This window comes from Mycobacterium sp. P4_H6 (genome assembly GCF_056400845.1).
Map to the genome: position 1 here is coordinate 17,245 of NZ_JBFUKN010000016.1, position 25,602 is coordinate 42,846.

Sequence of the window (25,602 nt, forward strand, 5' to 3'; positions counted from 1 at the left end):
CCCGTCGGGTGGGTCAGCAGCAGGAGGTCTCCGTCGCAGTCGGTGCAGTGGTGTGCTGACTGCCGCAACAGACGTCGGTGCTGTCTTCAAGATGCTGCGGGCTGGAACCGTAGCTGTCGGAGTCGGCGAGCACCGTGTAGATCTCCCACTTTTCGCCGGCCGGCCCGGTCACCCACACCTTGTCCTGAGTGGCGAAGCAGCACGTGGTGCCGATCTCCTCGTCGGTGAACAGGCCCGCGTCGCTCAGGCGGGCGATCTCGGCGTGGACGGTCTCGCTGGACGCGACCTCCACGCCGAGGTGGTTGATTGTGCCGCCCTTGCCGGGGTTCTCCAGCAGCACCAGCTTCAACGGCGGATCCGCCACGGCGAAGTTGGCGTAGCCGGGTTTCACCTTGGCCGGATCGGTGCCGAACAGCTTGCGGTAGAACGCGATCGCTGTGTCGAGGTCATCGACATTGAGCGCCAGTTGTACACGGGACATGAACTCATCCTCCTGGGGTTGTTTGACATATATCGAAGTGGCGTGTCACGGCCCAGCTTGCCACCTTTTAGATATATGTCAATCTATCTGGCAGACTGGGGTCATGCCCAAAGCGCTGCCTGTCATCGATACGTCCGCACCGGTGTGCTGCGCCCCGGTCGCGGCCGGGCCGATGACCGATGACGACGCGCTCAACGTCGCGTTGCGGCTCAAGGCGCTCGCCGAACCAGCGCGGGTGAAACTGATGTCGTACCTGTTCTCGTCGTCGGCGGGGGAGCAGAACAGTGGCGACCTCGCCGCGGCGCTGGGGCTGACCGAATCCACGGTGAGTCATCACCTGGCCCAACTGCGCAAGGCCGGCCTCGTCCTCTCGGAGCGCCGCGGTATGAACATGTTTCACCGCGCGCACCCGGAGGCCCTGCAGGCGCTGTGCACCGTGCTCGACCCGAACTGCTGTCGCTGATCGCCGTGTGCTGCTACGGCGCGGCACTCTGGGCGGAACCGGCGGCACCGCACTACCTCTCGGCCGCCCGCTCATCCGCTGACACCCCGACAGCAAGAAGGCCCTGACCCGGTGGAACCGGATGAGGGCCTCTCATGTGTCGGGGTGACAGGATTTGAACCTGCGACCTCTTCGTCCCGAACGAAGCACGCTACCAAGCTGCGCCACACCCCGCGTGAAGCCACGACAGCGTATCGCACCGGGCGGGCGGAAAGCCAAACGGCCACCGCCTCCCGGGAAGGATGTCGGACCCCAATGGTGTTGTAGATGGCAAGGACGCCGTCGGGGGCGGTCCATGACATGAAGTGAGGCAGATATGACCGGGTTGGGAGCGGCGATCTACATCGGGTTCTTCGTACTGGCGGCGCTGTGGCTGTACCTCAGCGGGCGGCGCGAGGATCAGGCCCAGCGTCCCGAGGATTCGAACTGGGCCAGCACCGAGGCCGGTTCGGACGGGTTCAGCCCCTGGCTGGCCAGCCACTCACTGTCGAAGTAGGTGTCGGCGTAGCGGTCGCCGCTGTCGGCCAACAACGTCACCACTGAGCCGCTCTGCTGCTGGGACATCATCTCGGCCAGCAGCCGGAACGCGCCCCAGATGTTGGTGCCTGTCGACGGCCCCACCCGGCGGCCCAGGACCCGGCTGACGTGCTGGGACGCCGCGACCGAGGCCGCGTCGGGCACCGTCATCATCCGGTCCACCACGCCGGGCAGGAACGAGGGTTCGACCCGCGGCCGCCCGATGCCCTCGATGCGGGAGGAAGCCCCGGTCTCGACTGCCGGGTCGCGCTGGGCGTAGGACGGGAAGAAGGCCGAGTTCTCGGGATCGACGACGCACAACCGGGTGCGGTGCCGGCGGTAGCGCAGATAGCGGCCGATGGTGGCGCTGGTGCCTCCGGTCCCGGCGCCCACCACGATCCAGTCCGGTATCGGGTGCGTCTCCTGGCCCATCTGCTCGAAGATCGACTCGGCGATGTTGTTGTTCCCGCGCCAGTCGGTGGCGCGCTCGGCATTGGTGAACTGGTCCAGGTAATGCCCGCCGGTCTGCTCCGCCAGCCGCTCGGCCTCCGCGTACACCTGGGATGACGCCGCGACGAAATGGCAACGCCCGCCCTGTGATTCGATGAGTGCGATCTTCGACGGGCTGGTCGAGGACGGCACCACCGCGATGAACGGCAGGCCCAGGAGCGCCGCGAAGTACGCCTCGGACACCGCCGTGGAGCCTGAGGAGGCCTCGATGACGGTGGTGCCCTCGCCGATCCAGCCGTTGCACAGCGCGTACAGGAACAGCGAACGCGCCAACCGGTGCTTGAGGCTGCCGGTGATATGCGTCGTCTCATCCTTGAGATAGAGCTGGACGTCGAACTCGTCCGCCCATGCCGCCGGCAACGGATAGCGCAGCAGGTGGGTATCAGCGCTGCGTCGTGCGTCGGCCTCGATCAATCGGACGGCGTTGTCCACCCAGTCCCGCGGCCGACTACAGGCGATATCGCCTCCGGCGCTCACCGTGCCGATACGGTCGGATGTGCCTGCCCGGCACGGGTACCCACCACCGAACCCTTGGTGGGTGTGGCCACCAGAGTCAGCAGGGTGGCCTCGGGCCGGCAGCAGAACCGCACCGGCGCGTACGGGGAGGTGCCGATCCCCGCCGACACGTGCAGCTTCATGGTGGCGCCCCACTGCGACGGGCCCTTGGCACGTGTGCGGTCCAGTTCGCAGTTGGTCGCGATGGCGCCGTAGAACGGCAGGCAGAGCTGACCGCCGTGCGTGTGCCCGGCCATCACCAGCTGGTAGCCGTCCGCGGCGAACCGGTCCAGCACCCACGGCTCGGGGGAGTGCGTGACGCCCAGGGACAGGTTCGCCGTCGGGCTGGGCGCTCCGGCGATGGTCTCGTAGCGGTCCCGCTTGAGGTGCGGATCGTCCACCCCGGCGGCGGCGATCCGCAGCCCGGCCACATCGAACTCGCGGCGGGTGTGCGTCATGTCCAGCCAGCCCCGCTCGGTGAACGCGGCCCGTAGGTCCTGCCAGGGCAGCGGATCACCGTGGATGCGGCGCTTCTTGTTGAACAGGTAGTTGGCCGGGTTCTTGGGCCTGGGCGCGAAGTAGTCGTTGCTGCCGAACACGAACACGCCGGGCACCGACAGCAGGTCACCGAGCGCCTGCACGACGGCGGGCACCGCCTTCTGGTGCGAGAGATTGTCCCCGGTGTTCACCACGAAGTCGGGCGCCAACGTCGCCAGCTCGCGCAGCCAGGCCTGCTTGCGCCGCTGACGCGGCAGCATGTGCAGGTCGGACAGGTGCAGCACCCGCAGTGGGGTCGATCCCGGTGTCAGCACCGGCATCGTCAGTTCCCGAAGCGCGAACGCATTGCGCTCGATCAACGACGCATAGCCGATCCCTGCGGCCAGGGTGCCGGCGGCGATCGCGGCAGTGTTCTTCAGGTGCGACATGTGAGCAGCTTACTGCTCCGTCACGGCACCGGAGGGGGTGGCGGCGGAGGAGGCGGCCCGAGCACCGGCACCGTGATGGGCGGTAGCCCGGGGATCTGGATGACCGTCTCCCCGACCGGTGCGGGCAGGCCCGGGATGCCCACCGGCGGTGGCGGCGGAGGCGGCGCGATGCCGTTGCTGGTCTGGATCGTGATGATCGAGCCGGGGATGGTCTGCCCGGACGGCGAGGTGCCCACCACGTATCCGGCCGGCGACGTGCTGTTCACCGGCTGCGGTTCGTCGGCGACCTGGAAACCGGCTTCCCGCAGACGCTGGCGGGCCAGGTCCAGGTTCATGCCGCCCACGCTGGGCACCCGGGAACCCGGCCCGCCCTCGACGTAGCGCGGATCCGTCGGCGGGAGCACCACGGTGTCCGGGGTGATCGGCTTCATCGCGGCGAACCACGTCCTGGCCGGTTCGTTACCGCCGAACAGGTTGCCGGAGCCGCACTGACGCAACGGGAACGAGCACAGCTCACTCGGGGTGGTGGAATCGTCGTAGATGTAGTTGGCGGCGGCGAACTCGCTGGTGAAACCCAGGAAGGCCGACGAGCGGTTCGACTCGGTGGTGCCCGTCTTACCGGACATCGGCAGGTTCCAGCCCACCGAACCGGCGGCCCCGGCGGCGGTGCCCGCACCGGTGTCGTCCTTGCTCAGCGCGTTGGCCAGGGTGTTGGCCAGGCCCTCGGGCACGACCTGCTCGCAGGTCTCGGTGGTCACCGCGACCTCGGTGCCGTTGCGGTCGAAGACCTTGTCGATCGGGTTCGGCGGGCACCACGTCCCACCCGAGGCGATGGTGGCGGCGACATTGGACAGCTCGAGGCCGTTGACCTCGATGGGGCCCAGGGTGAAAGAGCCGATGTTCTGCCGTTTCACGAAATCGGCGAGGCTCTCATTGCTGTCAGGGTCATAATCGCGGGCCGTGCCGGGCAGCGCGTAGGACCGCAGGCCCAGCCGCACCGACATGTCGACGGCTTTCTGCACGCCCACCTGCGAGATCAGCTTCGCGAACGCGGTGTTCGGCGAGGTGGCCAGTGCATCGGTCACGTTCATCGAGCCCTGGTAATTACCGGCGTTGCGCACACACCAGGTGGCCGGGGGGCAACCCGGCGAACTGCTGCTGCCCAACCCCTTGGCCTGGAATGCCGGCGGCACCGGAAGCTGGGTGTCGATGCCCATCCCCATCTCCATGCCGGCGGCCACGGTGAAGATCTTGAAGACCGAGCCCGCGCCGTTGCCCGCCAGCGAGAAGGGCTGTGGCTGCATGGTCTCGCCGGCGTCGGTGTTCAGGCCGTAAGTGCGGTTGCTGGCCATCGCGACGACCGGATGGGCTTCCTTGCCCGGCCGCACGACGCTCATCACGCTGGCAACGCCGTCGATGTCCGGCGGGGCGAACTGGTTGACGGCGGATTTGATGTTGGCCTGCACGTCGGGATCCAGCGTCGTCTTGATCAGATAGCCGCCCTTGGCGATCTGCTCCTTGCTGATTCCGGCGCGGGCCAGGTAATCCAGCGCGTAGTCGCAGAAGAAGGCGCGGTCCCCGGCCGCGATGCAGCCGCGCGGCAACTCGTTGGGCGTCGGGAGAACGCCGAGTGGCTCCTGCTTGGCGGCCCGTAGAGCCTCGGCTTCCTGCGGGACGTTCTCGATCATGGTGTCCAGCACCAGGTTCCGGCGGGCCAGTGCCCCCTCGGGGTTGGTGTAGGGGTTCAGCACGCTGGTCGACTGGACCATGCCGGCCAGCAGCGCGGCCTGCTGCCAATTCAGCTCGGAGGCATTGACACCGAAATACGTCTGGGCGGCGTCCTGGACCCCGAAGGCGCCGTTACCGAACGACACCAGGTTCAGATACCGGGTCAGGATCTCCGGCTTGGTCAGCGTCTTGTCCAGCGTCAGCGCCATCCGGATCTCGCGCAGCTTGCGGGCCGGGGTGGTCTCGATGGCCGCACGCTTCTCGGCGTCGGTCTGCGCAACCACCAGCAGCTGGTAGTTCTTCACGTACTGCTGCTCGATGGTGGAGCCGCCGCGGGTGTCCAGGTTGCCGGACAGATAGCCGGACAGGCCGGTCAGCGTGCCCTGCCAGTCCACGCCGTTGTGCTCGGCGAACCGCTTGTCCTCGATGGAGACGATGGCCAACTTCATGGCGTTGGCGATCTGGTCGGTGGGCACCTCGAAACGGCGCTGGGTGTACAGCCAGGCGATCGGGTTGCCGCGGGCGTCGGTCATCGTCGAAACAGCAGGAATGTCACCCTCGACCAACTGGGCCGATCCGTTGGCCACCACATCGGAGGCCCGGTTGGACATCAGGCCGATTCCACCGACGACGGGGAACATCAATCCGGCCGCGATGACCGCGGCCAGCAGGCAGCACCACATCAGTTTGATGACCGTCACCGCTACCGGTGGACGTGTCGGGGGCTGCTCTGGCATGAGTTACAGAGTAGCCAGGGGGTCCAATCGGGGCCCGCGAGCCGGGCAAATATCGATTTTGGGGGCCTGACGGCACGGTCGTCCCAAAAAAGCGTGATCTGACTGTTGCGTAAAAGGCCACTGACCACCTAGCTTGGACACACAATGCGATTCAGGTAACACTCTTGACGCAATGTGGCGCAGATTACATCTACGTGTTATGTAGTCCGGACGAAGGGATCGCTGGTGTCAGTTACATCATCTGTCACGCACAAGATTGGCGTTAGCCCCCAACTCCACGCAGCCGCCCCCGGAGCTGAGGCCGAGGCCAGGATCGCGTGGGTTTCGCAGGCGCGCTGCCGGCAGGCAGACCCGGATGAGCTTTTCGTGCGTGGAGCAGCCCAACGTAAGGCCGCAGTCATCTGCCGGCACTGCCCCGTCATCGCCGAATGCGGCGCCGACGCCCTGGACAACAAGGTCGAGTTCGGTGTCTGGGGCGGTATGACCGAACGTCAGCGCCGCGCCCTGCTCAAGCAGCATCCCGAGGTGGTTTCCTGGGCGGACTTCTTCGCCGCCCAGCGCAAGCACCGCAGCGCGGTCTAGACGCCCGCGAGCTGATCGCCGATGGCGCGCAGCGCTTCCAGATCCGATACGTCGAACGGAAGTGACGGCACCCCGACGATCGCCACGTGCGGGTTGGCGCCGGTGAACCGGGACAGCAGCCGTACCTCGCGCTTGGCGGTGGCTGCCCGCGCCGCGTGCACACGTAACACCGCCGCGGTCAACCCGCCCTCGCCCTGGCTGGCGTCCAGCTGATCGGCGGCCTCGGCCGCCTTCTCTCCAGCCAGCCCGGTCAGTGTCGGGTGGGTGCGGTTGAGGATCAGACCGGCCAGCGGCATCTTCTCCTGCGACAACCGGTCGACGAAGAACGACGCCTCGCGCAACGCATCCGGTTCGGCCGCCGACACCACGACGAACTGGGTGCCCCGGCGCTTGAGCAGCTCGTAGGTCTTGTCCGCCTTCTGCCGGAAACCGTCGAAGGTGGCATCCAGCGCCTGCACGAAACCTGCTGCGTCAGAAAGCATCTGGGATCCGAGCACCGTGGACAGCGCCTTCATCGCCAAACCGACAGCCCCGGTGACGAGCTTGCCGATGCCGCGGCCCGGGGCCAGCAGCAGTCGCCACAGCCTGCTGTCCATGAAGCTGCCGAGCCGCTTCGGTGCGTCCAGGAAGTCCAGCGCATTGCGCGACGGCGGAGTGTCGACCACGATCAGGTCCCACTTGTCCTCGGCCAGCAGCTGGCCGAGCTTCTCCATCGCCATGTACTCCTGCGTGCCCGCCAGTGACGTCGCCACCGTCTGGTAGAACTGGTTCTCCAGAATCGCCTCTGCGCGTTCGGAATCCGACGAATACTGCAACACCATCTCATCGAAGGTGCGGCGCATGTCGAGCATCATGGCGTGCAGTTCACCGGTCACCTCGGGTGCCAGCGGCACCCGCTGCGGGTTGTTGCCCAGGCTCTCGATACCCAGTGCCTGCGCCAACCGCTTGGCCGGGTCGATGGTCAGAACCACGACGGTGCGACCACTTTCGGCCGCCCGCAATGCCATCGCCGCCGCGGTGGTCGTCTTGCCGACGCCGCCGGCGCCGCAGCACACGACGACCCGGTTGGATGTGTCGGCGAGGATGGCGCCCAGGTCCAGGACGGGAGGCGTGCTACTCATGATTGACTCCTCTTCGCGCAAGCGCTCATCAGCGGACTCCCTGGGCGGCAAGTGCTTCGGCGAGTTCGTACAGGCTGCCGAGGTCGACGCCGTCGGCGATGGCGGGAAGTTCGAGGCGGGCCACGTCGAGATCCTCGAGTAGTTCCGCGCTCTCGGCGCGCGCGGCGATCCGGGTGGCGTGCTGGATGGATTCGGTGAGCAGGCCGGCGAAATCATTGTCCGACAACGTGATACCCGCCGACGCGAGACCGGAACGGACTGCGTCGGCGTCGATGTCGCCCTCGGCGGCCTTGGTGAGGTCCGCGGCGGGCAGATGTGAGGGGATGTTGCGGTTGACGATGACGCTGCCGATGGGCAGATCCAGCTCGCGCAGTTCGCTGATCGCCTCGATGGTCTCCTGCACGGGCAGCGCCTCCAGCAGGGTCACCAGGTGGATGGCGGTCAGATCCGAATGCAGGATCTTGACCACGCCGTCGGCCTGGGAATGCACCGGGCCGCCCTTGGCCAATTCGGACACCGCCTTGGTGACATCGAGGAAGCGCGAGATCCGGCCGGTCGGGGGAGCGTCGACGACGATCGCGTCGTAGGCGGTCTGGCCGCCTTTGGCCGGTTTGTCGTTGCGGACGACGATCTCTTTGATCTTGCCGGTGAGCAGCACATCCCGCAGGCCCGGCGCGATGGTGGTGGCGAATTCGACCGCACCGATACGGCGCATCGCGCGCCCGGCGATGCCCAGGTTGTAGAACATGTCCAGGTACTCCAGGAACGCCGCCTCGGTGTCGATGGCGAGCGCGTTGACCTGCCCGCCACCGTCGGCGGTGGCGATCTTCACTTCCTTGTAGGGAAGCGGTGGCACATCGAAGAGTTGCGCGATGCCCTGGCGCCCTTCGACCTCCACCAGCAGCACCTTGCGGCCCCCGGCGGCCAGCGCCAGCGCCAGGGCCGCCGCGATCGTCGACTTCCCGGTGCCACCCTTGCCGGTGACGAAGTGCAGCCGTGCCTTGGTCAGGCGGGACGGCCAGCCGACCGGTTTGCGGTCGTTGGATTCTTGTTCCACGACTGCATGCTATCCATGCGTACCGCGCGTCCGGATAAGCTCGCCCACATGAGCGAGTTAACCCGTTGGGAATACGCCACAGTTCCGTTGCTGACGCATGCAACCAAGCAGATCCTCGACACCTGGGGTGTCGACGGCTGGGAACTGGTGTCGGTGCTGCCCGGTCCGACCGGTGAGCAGCACGTCGCCTATCTGAAGCGACCCAAGTGACCGTCTCGTCGAAGCTCGCCGAACTGGGCATCGAGCTGCCTGCCGTGGTGGCGCCGCTGGCGGCCTACGTTCCCGCGGTGCGCACCGGAAACCTGGTCTACACCGCCGGGCAGCTGCCGATCAGCGACGGTGCACTGCTGGCCACCGGCAAGGTCGGCGCCGAGATCACCGCGGAGCAGGCCAAGGAACTGGCCCGCCAATGCGGGCTGAACGCGCTGGCCGCCGTGCACTCGCTGGTGGGCATCGACTCGGTGGTCAAGGTGGTCAAGGTCGTCGGCTTCGTGGCCTCGGCGCCGGGATTCGACGGACAGCCCGGCGTCATCAACGGCGCCTCCGAACTGTTCGGTGAGGTCTTCGGCGAGGCCGGCGCGCACGCGCGCTCGGCCGTCGGGGTTTCCGAACTCCCGCGCAACGCCCCGGTCGAGGTCGAGGTGATAGTCGAGGTTTCGTGACCCATCCCGCGTACGGCGTCCTGAGGCCGGTCACCGCATCGGCCTCGGTGCTGCTGTGCGACAACCCGGGCATCATGACGCTGGACGGCACCAACACCTGGGTGCTGCGCGGCCCGCGCAGCGACGAGATGGTGATCGTCGACCCCGGTCCCGACGACACCGAGCACATCGAGCGGATTGCGGCACTGGGCAAGATCCCGCTGGTGTTGATCAGCCACAAGCACGGCGATCACACCGACGGGATCGACATGCTGGTGGAGCGCACCGGCGCCGTGGTCCGTGCGGTGGGCAGCGGGTTCCTGCGGGGTATGGGCGGACCGCTGACCGACGGCGAGGTCATCGACGCGGCCGGTCTGCGCATCACCGTGATGGCCACCCCGGGCCACACCGTGGACTCGCTGTCGTTCCTCGTCGATGACGCCGTCCTGACCGCCGACACCGTGCTGGGCCGCGGCACCACCGTCATCGACGATGAGGACGGAAGCCTGGCGGCCTACCTGGAATCGCTGCGCCGGCTGCAGGGACTGGGCCCGCGCACCGTGCTGCCGGGCCATGGACCCGATCTCGCCGATCTGGCCGACGCCACCACGAAATACCTGGCCCACCGCGAAGCCCGCCTGGGGCAGGTCCGCGCAGCGCTGCGCGTTCTGGGTGAGGACGCCACCGCGAAACAGGTCGTCGCACACGTCTACACCGATGTGGACAAGAAGCTGTGGCCGGCCGCCGAGAAGTCGACGCAGGCCCAGCTGGATTACCTCAGACAGTGATTTGTGGAGTCTCAGTCGGAATCATTCCGACTCAGACTCCACAAATCGCAACGTTTAGCGAGCTCGGCGGGCCAGACGCTCGGAGTCGCTGATCAGCACGCTCTTGCCCTCGAGCCGGATCCAGCCGCGGTGCGCAAAGTCGGCCAGCGCCTTGTTCACGGTCTCGCGGGAGGCGCCGACGAGCTGGGCGATCTCTTCCTGCGTCAGGTCGTGGGTGACGCGCAGCGCGCCGCCCTCCTGCGTGCCGAAACGCTGGGCCAGCTGCAACAGCTGCTTGGCGACCCGGCCGGGCACGTCGGTGAAGATCAGGTCGGCCAGGTTGTTGTTGGTGCGGCGCAGACGACGGGCCAGCACGCGCAGCAGCTGCTCGGCGATCTCCGGCCGGTCCGCGATCCAGGCGCGCAGCGCCTCACGGTCCATGGAGACCGCACGCACCTCGGTGATCGTGGTGGCGCTGGAGGTACGCGGGCCGGGATCGAAGATCGACAGCTCGCCGAACATGTCCGACGGGCCCATGATCGTCAGCAGGTTCTCCCGACCGTCAGGGGAACGCCGGCCGATCTTCACCTTGCCGGACGTGATGATGTAGAGCCGGTCACCGGGCTCGCCTTCGGCGAACACCGTGTGTCCGCGCGGAAAGTCGACGGGCTGCAGCTGTTTGGTCAGTGCAGCGACCGCAGTGGGTTCTACCCCTTGGAAGATTCCGGCCCTGGCCAGGATCTCGTCCACGTTGCCCCTCTTAAGCTCATCGGGTGATATGTCATGCGTATCAAACCTGCGGTGGCTGACCGCCTAGCTTGTTAGCGAATTCAGTCTAGAGGTTGGCCCGCCGACGACGAGCCAACGCTACACACGATTGGGCTGGCGAGTCGCCGGAAACTGCGGATTGCTCTCGCCGGACGGCGCCAACCGGGTCGGCAGACCGGTGAACGCCTGCGGTTCGCGCGGGGCCGGGCGCTTGCGTTCCAGCAAATCCGTCCCGACATTGCGGCGCAGGGTGGTGGTGTCATCGGTCTCCAAGCTGGCTTCCAGGCGCTCGAGCCCGAAGGTCGCCAGCATCAGCAACCCGGGGATGAAAGCGACCAGCAACCAAGACACACAGGGAAGTAAACACGGCGAAGGTCTCAGCAGGATCACGGTTTGTCACCGGTCGGAACCGGTCTGGCCGGCATTCTTCCCCGTCGCTTCGCTCGCCCATGTCCGCATGTCAGTACGCTGATCCGGGTGAGCGCGAGCACTGTCCGGAGCAAGTCGTCTGCGGCATGGGACCGGGAGACCCATCTCGGTCTGGTCCGCCGGGCCCGGCGGATGAACCGGTCGCTCGCGGTGGCCTTTCCACACGTGTACTGCGAGCTGGATTTCACCACCCCGCTGGAGCTCACGGTCGCGACCATCCTGTCGGCCCAGTGCACCGACAAACGGGTCAACCTGACCACCCCGGCGTTGTTCAAGCGGTACCGCACCGCGCTGGATTACGCCCAGGCCGACCGGACCGAACTCGAAGAGCTGATCCGGCCCACCGGCTTCTACCGCAACAAGACCAACTCACTGATCAACTTGGGCCAGGAGTTGGAGGCCCGGTTCGACGGTGAGGTGCCGAACACCCTGGCCGACCTCGTCACGCTGCCCGGCATCGGCCGCAAGACCGCCAACGTGGTGCTCGGCAATGCCTTCGACATCCCCGGCATCACCGTCGACACCCACTTCGGCCGGCTGGTCCGGCGCTGGCGCTGGACCGCCGAAGAGGACCCGGTGAAGGTCGAGCACATCGTCGGTGAGCTGATCGAACGCCGCGAATGGACGCTGCTGAGCCATCGCGTGATCTTCCACGGCCGCCGCGTCTGCCATGCCCGCCGCCCGGCGTGCGGGGTGTGCGTACTGGCCAAGGACTGCCCGTCCTTCGGCGCCGGCCCCACCGACCCGGTCACCGCGGCAGCGCTGGTGAAAGGTCCCGAGACCGAGCATCTGCTGGCGCTGGCCGGACTGTGAGCCGCTCGGCCCGCTGGACCGCGGCAGTACTGATCATCCTGGTGGCGTTGGGCTACGCGCTGTGGCGTGAACTCGGCACCGACACCTCCGGTCCGGTCGACGCCGACCGACCCGCCGCGCGCGATCATCGCGATGCCGACACCCCGGAAGCGTTGGCGCAACCCCGGGCGCGTGCCGACCTGGCACCCTGCCCGAGCGCACGTGCCGGCGCCGGGCCGCAGTCGTTGCGCGGGATCACCCTGGAATGTGCGGGGGACGGTTCCATGATGGACCTCGCACCGGGGCTGGCGGGCCGGCCGGTGCTGCTCAATCTGTGGGCCTACTGGTGCGGGCCGTGCGCGGACGAACTGCCCGCGCTGGCCGAGTACCAGCAGCGGATGGGTGATCGGGTGACGGTCCTGACGGTGCACCAGGACGAGAACGAGACCGCCGGTCTGCTGCGGCTCGCCGAGCTGGGCGTCCGGCTGCCGACGGTGCAGGACGGGCGGCGCCTCGTCGCGGCGGCCCTCAAGGTTCCCAACGTGATGCCTGCGTCCGTCGTCCTGCGGGCGGACGGTAGCGTGGCCGAAATCCTGCCGCGACCGTTCACCGACGCCGACGAGATCGCCGCGGCGGTGAATCCGTCGATAGGAGTTCCGGTTGAGTAGCACCCGCGGCGGGCAGGAGCGCAGCGACCCGGGGAGTGTTCTGGCGCCGGATGCTGCGCCGCACTGGCTCCGGCCCCTGGTCGACAATGTCGCCGCGGTGCCCGATGCCTACCGGAGCCGTGTCCCCGCCGATGTGTTGGCCGCCATCACCGCCGCCAACGAAACCGCCACCCGCGCCGGCACCAAACGCGATGCCGCGGTGCTGGTGCTGTTCTCCGGCCCGGCCGAGGCGCCGGCAGACGTACCGCCGCCCGACACCGACCTGCTGGTCACCGTGCGCGCCTCGACGCTGCGCAACCACTCCGGGCAGGCCGCTTTTCCCGGCGGGGTGTCCGACCCGGAGGATGACGGCCCGGTGTCCACCGCGCTGCGCGAGGCCCGCGAGGAGACCGGCGTCGACACCGACCGGCTGATCCCGCTGGCCGTCCTGGACCGGATGTTCATCCCGCCGACCGGTTTTCACGTGGTTCCGGTGCTGGCCTATTCGCCGGACCCGGGTCCCGTGCGGGTGGTGGATACGAAGGAGGCGGCCATCGTCGCGCGGGTTCCGCTGCGCGCGTTCATCAATCCGGAGAATCGGTTGATGGTTTATCGCGAGGCCAACACCAGCCGTTTCGCCGGCCCGGCCTTCCTGCTGAACCAGATGCTGGTGTGGGGTTTCACCGGTCAGGTGATCTCGGCGATTCTCGACGTCGCCGGGTGGGCGCAACCCTGGGACACCGACGACGTGCGTGAGTTGGACGAGGCAATGGCACTTGTCGGACGCGTCAGCCAGTACCGTGAGGCCCAACAATGACACCGTCACAGTGGCTCGACCTCGCCATCCTCGCCGTCGCCTTTGTGGCCGCGGTGTCCGGCTGGCGCTCCGGTGCGCTCGGCTCGCTGCTGTCGTTCATCGGCGTGGTGCTCGGCGCCGTCGCCGGGGTGCTGCTGGCACCGCATCTGGTCGGCAACATCGACGGGCCCCGCACCAAGCTGTTCGCGACGCTGTTCCTCATCCTGGCCCTGGTGGTCATCGGTGAGATCGCCGGTGTGGTGCTGGGGCGCGCGGTGCGTAGCGCCATGCGCAACCGCGGTCTGCGCACCATCGACTCGATCATCGGCGCGGCCCTGCAGCTGCTCACGGTGCTGGTGGCGGCCTGGCTGCTGGCCACCCCGCTGACCAGCCAGCCCACTCTTGCCGGGGCCGTCCGCGGTTCCAAGGTGCTCAGCGAGGTCGACGCCCTGGCGCCCGAGTGGCTCAAGAAGGTGCCCGCCCGGCTGGCCGGTCTGCTCGACACCTCCGGGCTGCCTGCGGTGCTCGAACCTTTCAGCCGCACCCCCATCGTCGCCGTCGACGCCCCGGACGCCGCACTGACCGCATCGCCGGCCGTCGAGGCCACCAGGAACAGCGTCGTGAAGATCCGAGGGGTCGCACCCAGCTGCCAGAAGGTGTTGGAGGGCAGCGGATTCGTCATCGCGCCGAACCGGGTGATGTCCAACGCGCACGTGGTCGCCGGCGCGGAGACCGTCACCGTGGAGGTCGGCGGCCAGTCCTATGACGCCAGCGTGGTCTCCTATGACCCCAACCAGGACATCTCCATCCTGGCCGTCCCCGAATTGCCCTCGGTCCCGCTGATCTTCGACGATTCCGAGGCCGAGCCGACCACCGATGCCATCGTGATGGGCTACCCGGGCGGTGGGGACTTCACCGCGACCCCGGCCCGCGTCCGCGAGACGATCGAGCTCAACGGTCCCGACATCTACAACTCGACCACGGTGAACCGCAACGTCTACACCATCAGGGGCACTGTCCGGCAAGGCAATTCCGGCGGCCCGATGATCGACAAGGACGGCAGGGTGCTCGGTGTGGTGTTCGGGGCCGCCGTCGACGACCCGGACACCGGGTTCGTGCTGACCGCGCAGGAAGTGCTGCCGCAGCGGCTCAAGGTCGGCAGCACCGCGCCGGTGCCCACCGGCACCTGCATCGGTCAGCCGGGATAAACCTCATCCAGGAAATGCTGTAGCGCGGCGTTGATCTGCACCGGCGTCTCCTCGTGTGCGAAATGCCCGGCGCTGGGCACGGATACGAACTGGCCGCGGGGTACGAAGGGTTCCGTGCGGCGCACCGAATCGGCGAGCACATATGGATCGGCCGCGCCGCGCAGATGCAGCAGCGGAATGTCCAGGGGCCGTTTCATCGACTGCATGAAGCGTCGTCCCTCGGTGCGGAGCTGACTGCGCACCGCCCAGCGCTGGTACTCCAGTGTCGAATGAGCCGCACCCGGAATCTGAATCGCCTGGCGCAGGTGCCGGACCGTCTCGGCGAAATCCTCGGTCGCCAGCCAGGCGTCGCCAGCCCGGGTGCGCACCACCCGCTCGACTTCGATGGCGTTGTGGCGCATCAATTTGCGCTCCGGCCAGATGGGCAATTGGTAGCGCAGCAGCCACGGCAGCAGCGCCCGGCGTTGCGCGGAGTTGGTGAGCACCGATTCGCGCAGCGCGACGGGGTGCGGTGAGCTGACCAGAGCGACGGCATCGACGGCACGGGGATGCAGGATCGAGGTGGCCCAGCAGACCAGCCCACCGTCGGCGTGGCCGACCAGGGTCGCCGAGCTGTGGCCGAGCGCGCGGATCAGGCCCGCGGTGTCGCCGGCCAGCGTCCAGCCGTCATACCCGCGGGGCGGTTTGTCGCTGCCGCCGTACCCGCGCAGATCGACCGCGACCACCCGGGCGCCCGTCAGGGAGCGCAGCTGGTGACGCCAGGACCACCAGAAGGAACCGAAGCCGTGCAGCAGGATCACCAGCGGGCGGTCGGCCTGCTCGGAATCGGCAAGTCCTTCCACGACATGGAAACGGATCCCGTTGGCATGGATCTGCAGGTGTCGCCATGGTCCGTCAATGCGTACAACCGACGGATCCGGCCGGGGTGCCATGAGGCGGTGGGCTACCAGCCCGACGGGTCGGTGGTCAGCGCGGGACGTGGCGCCTCGGGCTTGTCGTGGCCCGGCGTCAGCGCCTCCTTGGTTTCCCGCACCGACTCGATGGTCTGCTGCGGGCCCCGGATGCGGCGCACCTTGAGATAGCCGAACAAGGCCAGGGCAACCGTCGTCAGCACCATGACCCCGAACACGATCAGGAACGCGGCCCAGCGCCACAGCCAGGTGTCCAGCAGCTCGGCGATGAAGAAGAACAGGAAGAAGGTCGAGTAGAACAGCACGACCAGCGCCGCGATGAAGAAGACGCTGCCGGTGAGGCCCTTCTTCACATCGCGGGTGATCTCGGCCTTGGCCAACTCCACCTCGGCGCGCACCAACGTCGAAACCTGTGCGGTCGCGTCCTTGACCAGGTCGCCGATCGACGGATCGACCTTCGGTGCGTGCGGGTCGACGAGCGGAATCGATGTGACGGTGGCAGGCACGCCGTTCTTGCGGTCCCCGTTGCTCGAGCTCATGGGGGCTATGTTGCCATGGTCCGGGGGCGAGCGAAGCGACGGGCAAGCCTCCGAGCAGCTGAGGTCGCCCTTCCGGCCCGACATAGAATGGCGAGTACCGATTGAACGGGGAGATCTTGAGACACCGCTGGCGGTACCTGGCGCGTTTCGTTTCACTCGCGGTGCTGGCCCCCCTCGCAGTGCTGGCGGGACCGGTGGCCCACGCCGACGGACCGGTCGATCTCGGCGGCGGATCGGGCATCGTCATCGACGGTCACGCGTTCTGCACGCTGACCGCGATCGGTCACGACGCCGCAGGAAAGCTCATCGGGTTCACCTCGGCACACTGCGGCGGTCCGGGCGCGGTGGTTGCCTCCGAGGCGGCGCCGACCGCGGGAACGCTGGGGGTGATGGTCGCCGGCAACGACGGCCTGGACTACGCCGTCATCGAGTTCGACCAGCAGAAGGTGCGCCCGGTGAACACCGTCAACGGATTCTCGATCTTCGGGCTCGGTCCCGATCCGGCGTTCGGCGAGGTGGCGTGCAAACTCGGCCGCACCACCGGCTATTCGTGCGGCGTGACGTGGGGCCCGGGACAGGATCCGGGCACCATCCTCAACCAGGTGTGCGGGCAGCCCGGCGACTCGGGCGCACCGGTCACCGTGAACAACCGGCTCGTCGGGATGATCCACGGCGCGTTCACCGAGGATCTTCCGACGTGCGTGGTCAAGTTCGTGCCGCTGCACACGCCCGCCGTCACCGTGTCGATCAACTCGGTACTGGCGGACATCACCACCAAGAACCGGCCGGGCACCGGGTTCGTCCCGGTCTCCTGACCGATTCCCGCAGGCTACTTGCTGGCGCGGATCGCCTCGAACACGCTGGGGTCCACCAGCGTCGAGGTGTCACCGAGCTCGCGGCCCTCGGCCACATCGCGCAGCAACCGGCGCATGATCTTGCCGCTGCGGGTCTTCGGCAGCTCCGGAACCACATGGATCTCCCGGGGTTTCGCGATCGGGGAGATCTCCTTGGCCACTTCGGCGCGCAATTCATCGACCATCCCCTCGGCGCCACCCTGGGCGCTGGCCTTGAGGATGACGAAGGCGCAGATGGCCTGCCCGGTCTGCTCATCGGTGGCGCCGACGACGGCGGCCTCGGCGACCCCGGCGTGCCCGACCAATGCGGACTCGACCTCGGCGGTCGAGATGCGGTGCCCGGAGATGTTCATGACATCGTCGATGCGTCCGAGGACCCAGATCTCGCCGTCGCTGCCGTACCGCGCGCCGTCACCGGCGAAATACCAGCCCTGCTCGGCGAATCGCGACCAGTAGGTCTCCTTGAATCGCTCCGGGTCGCCCCAGATACCGCGCAGCATCGACGGCCACGGCTTGTCGAGCACCAGGTAACCGTTGGCCTGCTCACCGTGATCGGTACCCGGCTTGAGTTCGTTGCCCTCGTCGTCGACGATCTTGGCCGAGATGCCCGGCAGTGGCCGCATCGCCGAACCCGGTTTGGTGGATGTCACGCCGGGCAGCGGGGAGATCATGATGGAGCCGGTCTCGGTCTGCCACCAGGTGTCCACGATCGGGGTCTTGTCATCGCCGAAAACGGTGCGGTACCAACGCCACGCCTCGGGGTTGATCGGCTCGCCGACCGAACCCAGCAGCCGCAGGCTGGACAGGTCGTGCTCGGCGGGAATCTGACGTCCCAGCTTCATGAATGTGCGGACCAGCGTCGGCGCGGTGTAATAGATGGTGACACCGTACTTTTCGATGATCTCGAAGTGGCGGTGCTCGGTGGGCGAGGTGGGGGTGCCCTCGTAGACCACCTGGGTGACACCGTTGGACAGCGGCCCGTACACGATGTAGGTGTGCCCGGTCACCCAGCCGATATCGGCTGTGCACCAGTACACGTCGGACTCGGGCTTGACGTCGAAGACGTTGTGGTGGGTGTAGGAGCTCTGGGTCAGGTAGCCGCCGGTGGTGTGCACGATGCCCTTGGGCTTGCCGGTGGTGCCCGAGGTGTAGAGCAGGAAGAGCGGCTGCTCGGCATCGAAGGCCTCGGGGGTGTGTTCGGTGGATGCCTTGGGCACGGTCTCGTCCCACCAGAGGTCGCGGCCCTCGGTCCACGCGACGTCGATACCCGTGCGGCGCACCACGAGTACGTGTTCCACGGTGCTCTTTTGCGTCGAACTGTCTCCTACCGCTTCGTCGACGGCCTCCTTGAGCGAGGCCGCCTTGCCGCGTCGGTACTGGCCGTCGGTGGTGATGACGAGCTTGGCCTCGGCATCGTCGATACGGGCCCGCAGTGCGGACGCGGAGTAGCCGGCGAACACCACGGAGTGCATGATGCCCAGCCGCGCGCAGGCCAGCATCGAGACGATGGCCTCGGGCACCATCGGCATGTAGATGGCCGCCCGATCGCCGGCCCGCAGGCCCAGCTCGGTGAACGTGTTCGCGGCCTGGTTCACCTCGTCCTGCAATTGGGCGTAGGTGATGTCGCGGGCGTCGCCGACGGGCTCGCCCTCCCAGTGGATGGCGACCCGGTCGCCGTTACCGGCTTCGACGTGGCGGTCCACACAGTTGTAGGCGACGTTGAGCTTGCCGCCGACGAACCACTTCGCGAACGGGGCTTCCGACCAGTCCAGCACCTCTTCGAACGGGGTCTCCCAGGCCAACCGATTCGCCTGCTCGGCCCAGAAGGCCAGCCGGTCGGCCTCGGCCGCGTCGTAGAGGTCACTGGTGGCATTGGCGTTGGCCGCGAAGTCCGCCGGCGGCGGGTAAGCGGACGGGACGCCGGTCTGCGTGGCGGTGGTGTTGCTCATGGATGTGAGCCTAGTCACCAAACGTTGCACCGTCGTTGGTGCCTCACAAGATGCGCTGCGGGCGGTCCGCCTACTGCGCCGAACGTCGAAGATTGCGAGCCCAGCGGTCGGCTAGCGTTACCGCAATGACCGATCCACTCGCCCCGCTGATGGCGCTCGAAGGGGTAACGGCAGCCGGTGAAGAGGCCCGCGAGGAGCTGGGCCGGGCCCACCGTCACCGCACCAACCTACGCGGATGGCCGGCCACCGCAGCCGAAGCGGCGCTGCGGGCGGCGCGGGCTTCCTCGGTGCTCGACGGCGGCTCGCTGAGTCTGTCCGAGAACGGCGAGCCCGACGCGGTGCTGGCCGGTGCGCTGCGGGTGTCCGAAGCGCTGGAGGGCGGGGCGAACGCGCTGACCGGGGTCTGGCAGCGTGCGCCGCTGCAGGCGCTGGCCAAATTGCATGCGCTGGCAGCCGCGGACCTGGTCGACGACGAGCATCTGGGCCGTCCGCGGCCGGCGCCCGAGGTGGGGCCGCGACTGGAGATGCTGGCCGAGCTGGTGACCGGTGGGACCAATGTGCCCGCCTTCGTCCTGGCTGCCGTCGCGCACGGGGAACTGCTGACGCTGGCGCCGTTCGGCACCGCCGACGGTGTGGTGGCGCGGGCGGTGTCCCGGCTCATCACGATGTCGAGTGGTCTGGATCCGCACGGGCTCGGGGTGCCGGAGATGTTCTGGATGAAGCAGTCCGGCAACTACCGGGCGGCCGCCCGTGGGTTCGCGTCGGGAACGCCGAACGGGCTGGGTGCGTGGTTGGTGCTCAGCAGCCAGGGGTTGCATGCCGGTGCGCGCGAAGCGCTTTCGATCGCGCAGGCCGCGAAGGGCTGACCCAGCAAATAAAAGCGGGCGACGATCCGTGATCGGACTCTCGTCCGACTCGGCTCGCCGCCCGCTAGCACGGACTCCGGTTACCAAGCGTGCTCTGGTGGGTTGTGTGGGTGGCCTCGGCGTTCTCCCGATGCGCTACGACTGCAACCCCACCCAAGGGGTCGTCGCGCCATTCGCTTTTCGGAATTCCGCAGGCCCACAACGCTTCTGCCTGTATGGCGGCATGTGCTCCGCGTGGGTTCCGGTGATCCGTGCTAGGACGCTCGACTCGGGAGATCACACCTTCTCTTCTGGTGTGGTCTTGGCCTTGCCAAGCTTCCGTGCCTCCTTTGTACTCCGTGACCGCGGTCACAGCAAGTACCAAACGGGTGCGAATCCGGATCGTTACGGGCCGGTTTGCAGCTACCGACGGGTAGCGGTGCGCGGCAGCACCTTCCGGAGCAGCGAATAGGTGAGTGCTCCGCCGGCCAGCGCGCTCAGTCCGACGGCGACGGTCGTGGCGACGGCAGCGCCCGACGGTGCGGGCAGCCGGTCCCGCAGCGGCACTGGGCGGCTGAAGGTCAGCACCGGCCAGTCGCGGGTGGCGGCCTCCTTGCGCAGGCCGCGGTCGGGATTGACCACCGACGGATGGCCGACGGTCTCGAGCATCGGCAGGTCGGTGATCGAGTCGGAGTAGGCGTAGCAATGCTCCAGCGAGTAACCCTCGCGGGCGGCGAGTTCGCGGATCGCTTCGGCCTTGCCTTCGCCGAAACAGTAAAAGGCAACCTCGCCGGTGTACTTGCCGCTTTCCACGACCATCCGGGTGGCCATCGCATGGGTGGCGCCGAGGGCGGCGGCGATCGGCGCAACGATCTCTTCGCCGGAGGCCGACACGACCACCACGTCGCGCCCGCACAACTTGTGGTCGGCGATCAGGTTGGCGGCCTCCGCAAAGACCAGCGGATCGACGATCTCGTGCAGGGTCTCGCCGACCACGGAACGCACCTGTTCGACGTCCCAGCCGGTGCACATGTCCGTCAGGTAGGTACGCATCCGGTCCATCTGATCGTGATCGGCTCCGGACATCAGGAAGAGGAACTGGGCGTAGGAGGACTTGAGCACGGCGCGGCGGTTCAGCAGCCCCTGATCGAAAAACGGTTTGCTGAACGCGAGGGTGCTGGACTTTGCTATGACGGTCTTGTCGAGGTCGAAAAACGCCGCCGTCCGGACCGGTGGAGGGGTGTGCGCTGCGGGTTCCGGCACACCGTATTCGTCGGCGGGCCCCTCGGATGCCGTCACGGGATCCAGCATAGGGGGAGGGGCAGGGAGTACTTTCCCAACGCTGGGAAAGTGGCAGCTCAAGACACCTGTCGCAAACTGCACAAATTTTCGCAAATCGGGTAAACGTCCTGCATCGCTACTTGCGCCGGCGGCCAATCCCGTGTGTATAGTGGGCCTTACTCGGCTATGTCCGAGTGTGGATCAGCCCGACCCCCCGGGGCTGATACACGACGACCTCCGCCTCCTCCCCCCTGGCGGGGGTCGTCCCTTTTTCCGGGTAAGTTCACCCCCGCACCGAAGATTCCAGCACAGCTGAGAATCGTTGCGGAACGGGATTTTCACAAGATCAGACGCCCGTCGAGTTGTGCACAATTGCCGATCCATCCACAGATCGGCCGCACCCTCTGGCGCTGTCCACACACCCCTGGGCACGGTGGACGAATGACGCCTGCGACCGCAGTACTCGCCCTGGTCGATGACCGCGCGCTGCGCGAGGACGTCGACCGGGTGGCGGCCGCTGCGGAGGTCCGGGTTGTTCACGTACAGCGCCCGTCCAGCCGCACCGTGTGGGTGAGCGCGCAGGTGGTGGTGCTCGACGCAGCGGCGGCCCGCCGGTGCGCGGATGAGGACCTGCCGCGGCGCGACCGTGTCTACCTGGTGGGGTCGGCCGAACCCGACGGCGGCCACTGGGAAGCGGCGGTATCCGTTGGAGCGCAACGGGTTATCCGGCTACCCGATCAGGACGGCGAGTTGGTGGATGCGTTCGGCACGGCAGCGCAGAGCACCGGGTCGAGTACCCGCCGGGGGGCGGTCATCGCGACCGTCGGCGGGTGCGGAGGCGCGGGCGCCTCCCTGTTCGCTGCGGCATTGGCGCAGGCCGCACCACAATCCCTGCTCGTCGACACGGACCCGTGGGGCGGCGGCCTGGACCTGGCGATGGGCACCGAGGGCCTACCCGGTCTGCGGTGGCAGGACCTCACCTTGCGCGACGGCCGGCTCGGATACGACGCGCTACGAGCCGCGCTGCCTGCGCGGGGTGGCGTCTCGGTGCTCTCGGGTGGCCGGCAGGGCATCGATATCGAGGCCGGGCCGCTGAGCGCGGTGATCGATGCGGGTCGCACCGCCGGGGTGACGGTGGTGTGCGACGTTCCGCGGCGGGTCACCTCCGCGGTCGAGGTGGCGCTGGAGTCGGCGGATCTGGTGGTCATGGTCGTGCCGGCCGATGTCCGCGCGGCGGCGGCCGCCGGTGCGCTCGCCGGGTGGGCCCGGACGGTGAATCCGAATGTCGGACTGGTGGTGCGTGGCCCGGCGCCCGGCGGGCTGCGCGCCGTCGACATCGCCGAGACCGTGGGGCTGCCGCTGATCGCGGCGATGCGGCCGCAGCCCGGGCTGGCCGACACCATGGAGCGCGGCGGCCTGCGGATGCGGGCCCGGTCCCCGCTGGCGCGGGCGGCGGCGGGTGTCCTGGGGCTGCTGTCGTGACCGGGTCGCTGATCGACCGGGTCCGGGAGCGGCTCGCCGTCGAGCAGGCACCGCTCCACCCCACCGTCGTCGCCGACGCCATCCGTGCCGAATCCGGCGGTCTGCTCGGTGACACCGAGGTGCTCGCCGGCATGCGGATCCTGCAGACCGAGCTGACCGGCGCAGGGGTGCTCGACCCGCTGCTGCGCGCCGACGGCACCACCGACGTGCTGGTCACCGGTCCCGACGCGGTGTGGGTGGATGACGGAAACGGTCTGCGCCGCAGCCAGATCCGATTCCCTGACGAGGATGCGGTGCGCAGGCTGGCCCAGCGGTTGGCGCTGGCGGCGGGCCGCCGACTGGACGACAGCCAGCCCTGGGTGGACGGGCAGCTCAGCTGCCTCGGCGAGGACCTGGTCCGGTTGCACGCCGTGCTGCCCCCGATCGCGGCCGCTGGGACCTGTATCTCACTGCGCGTGCTGCGGCCGGCCCGACAGGATCTGGCGGCGCTGATCGCCACCGGCGCGATCCCCGGTACCGCCGCCGAACTGCTCCGGCGGATCATCGCCGCCCGGCTGGCCTTCCTGATCTGCGGCGGAACCGGGTCTGGGAAAACTACCCTGTTGTCGGCGGCCCTGGGTGCTGTCGTCGCGGCAGAACGCATCGTGTGCGTCGAGGACGCACCCGAACTCTCGCCGCGGCATCCGCACGTGGTGAACCTGGTGGCCAGGGGCGCCAATATCGAAGGTGTAGGCCAGGCTACGGTACGTGACCTGGTGCGTCAGGCGTTGCGGATGCGCCCCGACCGCATCGTGGTGGGCGAGGTGCGCGGCGCCGAGGTGGTCGACCTGCTCACCGCGCTGAACACCGGCCACGACGGCGGCGCCGGCACCGTGCACGCCAACAGCCCCGCCGAGGTCCCCGCCCGCCTGGAGGCACTGGCCGGTCTGGGTGGTCTGGACCGCGCGGCGCTGCACAGCCAGCTGGCCGCCGCGGTGCAGGTGGTGCTTCACGTGGGGCGTGACTCGGCCGGACGCCGGCGACTCACCGAGATCGCGGTGCTGAGCCGCGGCCCTGACGGCTGGGTGGCCGCGCGCACCGCGTGGCACGCAGATCACGGGTTCGGCTCCGGTGCACAGACATTGAACGATCTGCTCGATGTGCGGAGTCGACGGTGACGGCCGCGGCGGCCCTGTTGGCGGCGGCGCTGCTGGTGGCGCCGGCACCGGCGCGGGCCAGACTGACAGGACCGGGCAGTCCGCGCACCCTGCCGCCCTGGGCACCGTGGTGCGCAGCCGTGCCGCCTGTCCTCGTGGCGATCATCGCGCTGGAACCGACCGTGATGCTCGCGGCGGCCATCGTGGCCGGCACGGTCCTCGCCCGCCGGCGCGGCTCATCGGCACGGCGGCGACGGGTTGCCGAAGCGGCCGCGTTACGGGACGGACTGGACATCCTGGCCGGTGAGTTGCGGGTCGGCGCCCACCCGGTGGCGGCCTTCGACGCGGCTGGCACTGAGGTGGGCGACGACGTGGGCGAGCGGTTGCGGGTGGTGGCCGCGCGGGGTCGTCTCGGGGCCGACGTCGGTGCCGGGATCCGTGCGGTGTCAGCGATATCCGCGCAGCCGGACTGCTGGGAGCGGCTCGCGGTGTGCTGGGAGTTGGCGCAGTCGCACGGTCTGGCGATCGCCACGCTGATGAGGGCCGCACACCATGACATCGTCGAGCGGGAAAGATTCCGGGTCCGGGTCGATGCCGGGCTGGCGGGGGCACGGACGACGGCTGCCGTGCTGGCCGGGATGCCGGTGCTGGGCATCGCGCTGGGTCAGGCGATCGGTGCGGATCCGGTGGCCTTCCTGCTCTCCGGCGGCGCCGGCGGTGTTCTGCTGGTCATCGGGATCACGCTGTCCTGCCTGGGCCTGCTCTGGTCCGACCGCATCGTCACGGGATTACCCACATGAGTTGGGCCGCACTGCTGCTGGCCGCCGCATTACTGGTGGGCGCCGGTCCGCGAAGGATCCAGGGCAGCGCCGGCACTGCCGCCGCGTCGCCCGGACTGCGGGCCGACCCGCTGGCGGCTGCCTCCTGTTTCGATGTGCTGGCAGCCTGCCTGTCCGCGGGGATGGCGACGGCGGCGGCCGCCGCTGCGGCAGCGGACCTGGCGCCACCGGCACTGGCGGACCAGCTGACCCGGGCCGCGCATCTGCTCGCACTGGGTGCCGAATCCGAACGGGCCTGGGCCGATCCGGGGGCCTCGGGCGACCGGCACGGCGCGGTGCTGGCCCGGCTGGCGCGGCGGTCGGCGAGCTCGGGTGCCGCGCTGGCAGGCAGTGTGGCCGAACTGGCCGACCAGGTTCGCGTCGATGCCGGGTCCGCGGCCGACGCCGCCGCCGAACGGGCGTCGGTGCTCATCGCCGGTCCGCTCGGACTCTGCTACCTGCCGGCGTTCATATGCCTGGGAATCGTCCCGGTGGTCGCCGGACTGGCCGGTGACCTGATGTGGTCAGGACTGTGGTGAAAGGGAAAACAGAACATGCTCAACATAATTCGGGAGCTGCAGGTGCGGCTGATGGTGGCGGCCGGGGACGAGTCCGGGATGAGCACCGTGGAATACGCCATCGGCACAATCGCCGCGGCAGCCTTCGGCGCGATCCTGTACACGGTGGTGACGGGGGACTCCATCGTCAGTGCCCTGTCCAACATCATCACCCGCGCGTTGAACACCAGCGTCTGACCGATGACACCGGGGCCGTCACCGTCGAGGCCGCGTTCGCGATCGCGGCGCTGGTATCGGTCCTGGTGGTCTGCCTGGCCGGGCTCAACGCCGCGGTGCTGCAGATCCGGTGTGTCGACGCCGCCAGGGAGGCGGCGCGGCTGGCCGCCCGCGGGGATGACGGTATCGCCGCCGCACGGCGGGTCGGTCCGGTCGGGGCTGTGGTGTCGTTGCACCGCGAGGGTGAGCTGCTGGTCGCCCGGATCAGCACGACATCGGCTCTGCTGCCGGGGATCACCATCGCCGCCGAAGCCGTGTCGGTGGCCGAGCCGGGCCGCTGAGGACGCCGG

29 protein-coding genes and 1 tRNA gene are annotated in these 25,602 nt (G+C 68.4%); 17 read left to right on the forward strand and 13 right to left on the reverse strand.

Features of this window, described 5'->3' with window-relative positions; all coding sequences use genetic code 11:
* Positions 1-13: 13 nt before the first annotated feature.
* Entirely contained in the window at positions 14-481 is a 468-nt protein-coding gene (locus AC1DTF_RS09010) for an ArsI/CadI family heavy metal resistance metalloenzyme (protein WP_477473826.1), read from the reverse strand.
* A 103-nt stretch (positions 482-584) separates the two neighbouring features.
* Between AC1DTF_RS09010 and AC1DTF_RS09015 the strand changes: the two genes are divergently transcribed.
* Positions 585-944: an Rv2640c family ArsR-like transcriptional regulator gene (locus AC1DTF_RS09015; RefSeq protein ID WP_057170987.1), complete on the forward strand. Its 360-nt coding sequence runs from the start codon at positions 585-587 to the stop codon at positions 942-944.
* A 139-nt stretch (positions 945-1,083) separates the two neighbouring features.
* Here AC1DTF_RS09015 and AC1DTF_RS09020 read toward each other — a convergent pair.
* The 4 genes from AC1DTF_RS09020 to ponA2 form a co-directional block, all read right to left on the reverse strand.
* Positions 1,084-1,157 (reverse strand) — tRNA-Pro (locus AC1DTF_RS09020).
* A 225-nt stretch (positions 1,158-1,382) separates the two neighbouring features.
* The gene (gene cds1 / locus AC1DTF_RS09025) at positions 1,383-2,486 is read right to left on the reverse strand and encodes an L-cysteine desulfhydrase Cds1 (protein WP_057170986.1); all 1,104 of its coding nucleotides are present in this window, start codon (positions 2,484-2,486) and stop codon (positions 1,383-1,385) included.
* Positions 2,483-3,430, reverse strand: a complete 948-nt coding sequence (locus tag AC1DTF_RS09030; protein WP_477473827.1) for a metallophosphoesterase — start codon at positions 3,428-3,430, stop codon at positions 2,483-2,485. Before AC1DTF_RS09030 ends, cds1 begins: the two co-directional genes overlap by 4 nt.
* 20 nt (positions 3,431-3,450) lie before the next feature.
* Positions 3,451-5,895 (reverse strand): transglycosylase/D,D-transpeptidase PonA2, encoded by a 2,445-nt coding sequence (gene ponA2, locus AC1DTF_RS09035; RefSeq protein ID WP_057170984.1) that lies wholly within the window; start codon positions 5,893-5,895, stop codon positions 3,451-3,453.
* Between the two features lie 255 nt (positions 5,896-6,150).
* Here ponA2 and AC1DTF_RS09040 point away from each other — a divergent pair, with 255 nt between their 5' ends.
* Positions 6,151-6,477 (forward strand): WhiB family transcriptional regulator, encoded by a 327-nt coding sequence (locus AC1DTF_RS09040; protein ID WP_057171209.1) that lies wholly within the window; start codon positions 6,151-6,153, stop codon positions 6,475-6,477.
* Here the strand turns inward: AC1DTF_RS09040 and bagB are convergent.
* Together bagB and bagA are read right to left on the reverse strand one after the other, a co-directional pair.
* Positions 6,474-7,598, reverse strand: coding sequence for an ATPase BagB (gene bagB, locus AC1DTF_RS09045; protein WP_057170983.1), 1,125 nt, complete (start codon positions 7,596-7,598; stop codon positions 6,474-6,476). The genes AC1DTF_RS09040 and bagB overlap by 4 nt on opposite strands.
* Positions 7,599-7,626: 28 nt before the next feature.
* Positions 7,627-8,655, reverse strand: coding sequence for an ATPase BagA (gene bagA, locus AC1DTF_RS09050; RefSeq protein WP_477473828.1), 1,029 nt, complete (start codon positions 8,653-8,655; stop codon positions 7,627-7,629).
* A 48-nt stretch (positions 8,656-8,703) separates the two neighbouring features.
* On the opposite strand from bagA, the gene AC1DTF_RS09055 reads away from it, so the two are divergent.
* From AC1DTF_RS09055 to AC1DTF_RS09065, 3 genes are read left to right on the forward strand one after another with little or no spacing between them, the layout of a single operon-like run.
* Positions 8,704-8,865, forward strand: coding sequence for a DUF4177 domain-containing protein (locus AC1DTF_RS09055; RefSeq protein WP_105362063.1), 162 nt, complete (start codon positions 8,704-8,706; stop codon positions 8,863-8,865).
* Positions 8,862-9,317 (forward strand): RidA family protein, encoded by a 456-nt coding sequence (locus AC1DTF_RS09060; protein WP_057170980.1) that lies wholly within the window; start codon positions 8,862-8,864, stop codon positions 9,315-9,317. The genes AC1DTF_RS09055 and AC1DTF_RS09060 overlap by 4 nt, the downstream gene beginning before the upstream one ends.
* On the forward strand, positions 9,314-10,084 hold the full coding sequence (locus AC1DTF_RS09065; RefSeq protein ID WP_057170979.1) for an MBL fold metallo-hydrolase: 771 nt from the start codon (positions 9,314-9,316) through the stop codon (positions 10,082-10,084). The genes AC1DTF_RS09060 and AC1DTF_RS09065 overlap by 4 nt, the downstream gene beginning before the upstream one ends.
* Before the next feature lie 54 nt (positions 10,085-10,138).
* Here AC1DTF_RS09065 and crp read toward each other — a convergent pair whose 3' ends face one another.
* Positions 10,139-10,813: a cAMP-activated global transcriptional regulator CRP gene (gene crp, locus AC1DTF_RS09070; RefSeq protein WP_019510750.1), complete on the reverse strand. Its 675-nt coding sequence runs from the start codon at positions 10,811-10,813 to the stop codon at positions 10,139-10,141.
* Positions 10,814-10,930: 117 nt separating this feature from the next.
* On the reverse strand, positions 10,931-11,182 hold the full coding sequence (locus tag AC1DTF_RS09075) for a hypothetical protein (protein ID WP_082614522.1): 252 nt from the start codon (positions 11,180-11,182) through the stop codon (positions 10,931-10,933).
* Between the two features lie 210 nt (positions 11,183-11,392).
* Between AC1DTF_RS09075 and nth the strand changes: the two genes are divergently transcribed.
* The 4 genes from nth to marP are packed head-to-tail and all read left to right on the forward strand — an operon-like array spanning position 11,393 to position 14,703.
* On the forward strand, positions 11,393-12,073 hold the full coding sequence (gene nth / locus AC1DTF_RS09080) for an endonuclease III (RefSeq protein WP_057170757.1): 681 nt from the start codon (positions 11,393-11,395) through the stop codon (positions 12,071-12,073).
* Positions 12,070-12,720, forward strand: coding sequence for a TlpA family protein disulfide reductase (locus AC1DTF_RS09085; RefSeq protein ID WP_057170758.1), 651 nt, complete (start codon positions 12,070-12,072; stop codon positions 12,718-12,720). The genes nth and AC1DTF_RS09085 overlap by 4 nt, the downstream gene beginning before the upstream one ends.
* Positions 12,713-13,516, forward strand: a complete 804-nt coding sequence (locus AC1DTF_RS09090; protein ID WP_477473829.1) for an NUDIX hydrolase — start codon at positions 12,713-12,715, stop codon at positions 13,514-13,516. Before AC1DTF_RS09085 ends, AC1DTF_RS09090 begins: the two co-directional genes overlap by 8 nt.
* Entirely contained in the window at positions 13,513-14,703 is a 1,191-nt protein-coding gene (gene marP, locus AC1DTF_RS09095; protein ID WP_057170760.1) for an acid resistance serine protease MarP, read from the forward strand. Before AC1DTF_RS09090 ends, marP begins: the two co-directional genes overlap by 4 nt.
* Here marP and AC1DTF_RS09100 read toward each other — a convergent pair.
* Together AC1DTF_RS09100 and AC1DTF_RS09105 are read right to left on the reverse strand one after the other, a co-directional pair.
* Positions 14,691-15,635, reverse strand: a complete 945-nt coding sequence (locus tag AC1DTF_RS09100; RefSeq protein ID WP_477473830.1) for an alpha/beta fold hydrolase — start codon at positions 15,633-15,635, stop codon at positions 14,691-14,693. The genes marP and AC1DTF_RS09100 overlap by 13 nt on opposite strands.
* An 11-nt stretch (positions 15,636-15,646) precedes the next feature.
* Positions 15,647-16,153 (reverse strand): phage holin family protein, encoded by a 507-nt coding sequence (locus AC1DTF_RS09105; protein ID WP_057170762.1) that lies wholly within the window; start codon positions 16,151-16,153, stop codon positions 15,647-15,649.
* A 161-nt stretch (positions 16,154-16,314) separates the two neighbouring features.
* Between AC1DTF_RS09105 and AC1DTF_RS09110 the strand changes: the two genes are divergently transcribed.
* Positions 16,315-16,968 carry a S1 family peptidase gene (locus tag AC1DTF_RS09110; protein ID WP_235571708.1) on the forward strand — a complete coding sequence of 218 codons (654 nt, stop codon included), beginning with the start codon at positions 16,315-16,317 and terminating at the stop codon, positions 16,966-16,968.
* Between the two features lie 14 nt (positions 16,969-16,982).
* Here the strand turns inward: AC1DTF_RS09110 and acs are convergent, their stop codons facing one another.
* Positions 16,983-18,956, reverse strand: a complete 1,974-nt coding sequence (gene acs, locus AC1DTF_RS09115; protein WP_477473831.1) for an acetate--CoA ligase — start codon at positions 18,954-18,956, stop codon at positions 16,983-16,985.
* A gap of 125 nt (positions 18,957-19,081) precedes the next feature.
* On the opposite strand from acs, the gene AC1DTF_RS09120 reads away from it, so the two are divergent.
* The gene (locus AC1DTF_RS09120; protein WP_477473832.1) at positions 19,082-19,822 is read left to right on the forward strand and encodes a Fic family protein; all 741 of its coding nucleotides are present in this window, start codon (positions 19,082-19,084) and stop codon (positions 19,820-19,822) included.
* Between the two features lie 402 nt (positions 19,823-20,224).
* Here the strand turns inward: AC1DTF_RS09120 and AC1DTF_RS09125 are convergent, their stop codons facing one another.
* A complete protein-coding gene (locus AC1DTF_RS09125) occupies positions 20,225-21,100 on the reverse strand; it encodes an HAD-IB family hydrolase (protein WP_477473833.1) in 876 nt (291 codons plus the stop codon).
* Between the two features lie 423 nt (positions 21,101-21,523).
* Here AC1DTF_RS09125 and ssd point away from each other — a divergent pair, with 423 nt between their 5' ends.
* The 6 genes from ssd to AC1DTF_RS09155 are packed head-to-tail and all read left to right on the forward strand — an operon-like array spanning position 21,524 to position 25,593.
* Positions 21,524-22,564 carry a septum site-determining protein Ssd gene (ssd, locus tag AC1DTF_RS09130; RefSeq protein ID WP_477473834.1) on the forward strand — a complete coding sequence of 347 codons (1,041 nt, stop codon included), beginning with the start codon at positions 21,524-21,526 and terminating at the stop codon, positions 22,562-22,564.
* Positions 22,561-23,721, forward strand: coding sequence for a TadA family conjugal transfer-associated ATPase (locus AC1DTF_RS09135; protein ID WP_477473835.1), 1,161 nt, complete (start codon positions 22,561-22,563; stop codon positions 23,719-23,721). Before ssd ends, AC1DTF_RS09135 begins: the two co-directional genes overlap by 4 nt.
* The gene (locus tag AC1DTF_RS09140; protein WP_477473836.1) at positions 23,718-24,500 is read left to right on the forward strand and encodes a type II secretion system F family protein; all 783 of its coding nucleotides are present in this window, start codon (positions 23,718-23,720) and stop codon (positions 24,498-24,500) included. Before AC1DTF_RS09135 ends, AC1DTF_RS09140 begins: the two co-directional genes overlap by 4 nt.
* Positions 24,497-25,057 (forward strand): type II secretion system F family protein, encoded by a 561-nt coding sequence (locus tag AC1DTF_RS09145; protein ID WP_477473837.1) that lies wholly within the window; start codon positions 24,497-24,499, stop codon positions 25,055-25,057. The genes AC1DTF_RS09140 and AC1DTF_RS09145 overlap by 4 nt, the downstream gene beginning before the upstream one ends.
* A 15-nt stretch (positions 25,058-25,072) precedes the next feature.
* Positions 25,073-25,273, forward strand: a complete 201-nt coding sequence (locus AC1DTF_RS09150; RefSeq protein WP_057170770.1) for a DUF4244 domain-containing protein — start codon at positions 25,073-25,075, stop codon at positions 25,271-25,273.
* Entirely contained in the window at positions 25,270-25,593 is a 324-nt protein-coding gene (locus AC1DTF_RS09155; RefSeq protein ID WP_477473867.1) for a TadE family type IV pilus minor pilin, read from the forward strand. The genes AC1DTF_RS09150 and AC1DTF_RS09155 overlap by 4 nt, the downstream gene beginning before the upstream one ends.
* Positions 25,594-25,602: the final 9 nt, after the last annotated feature.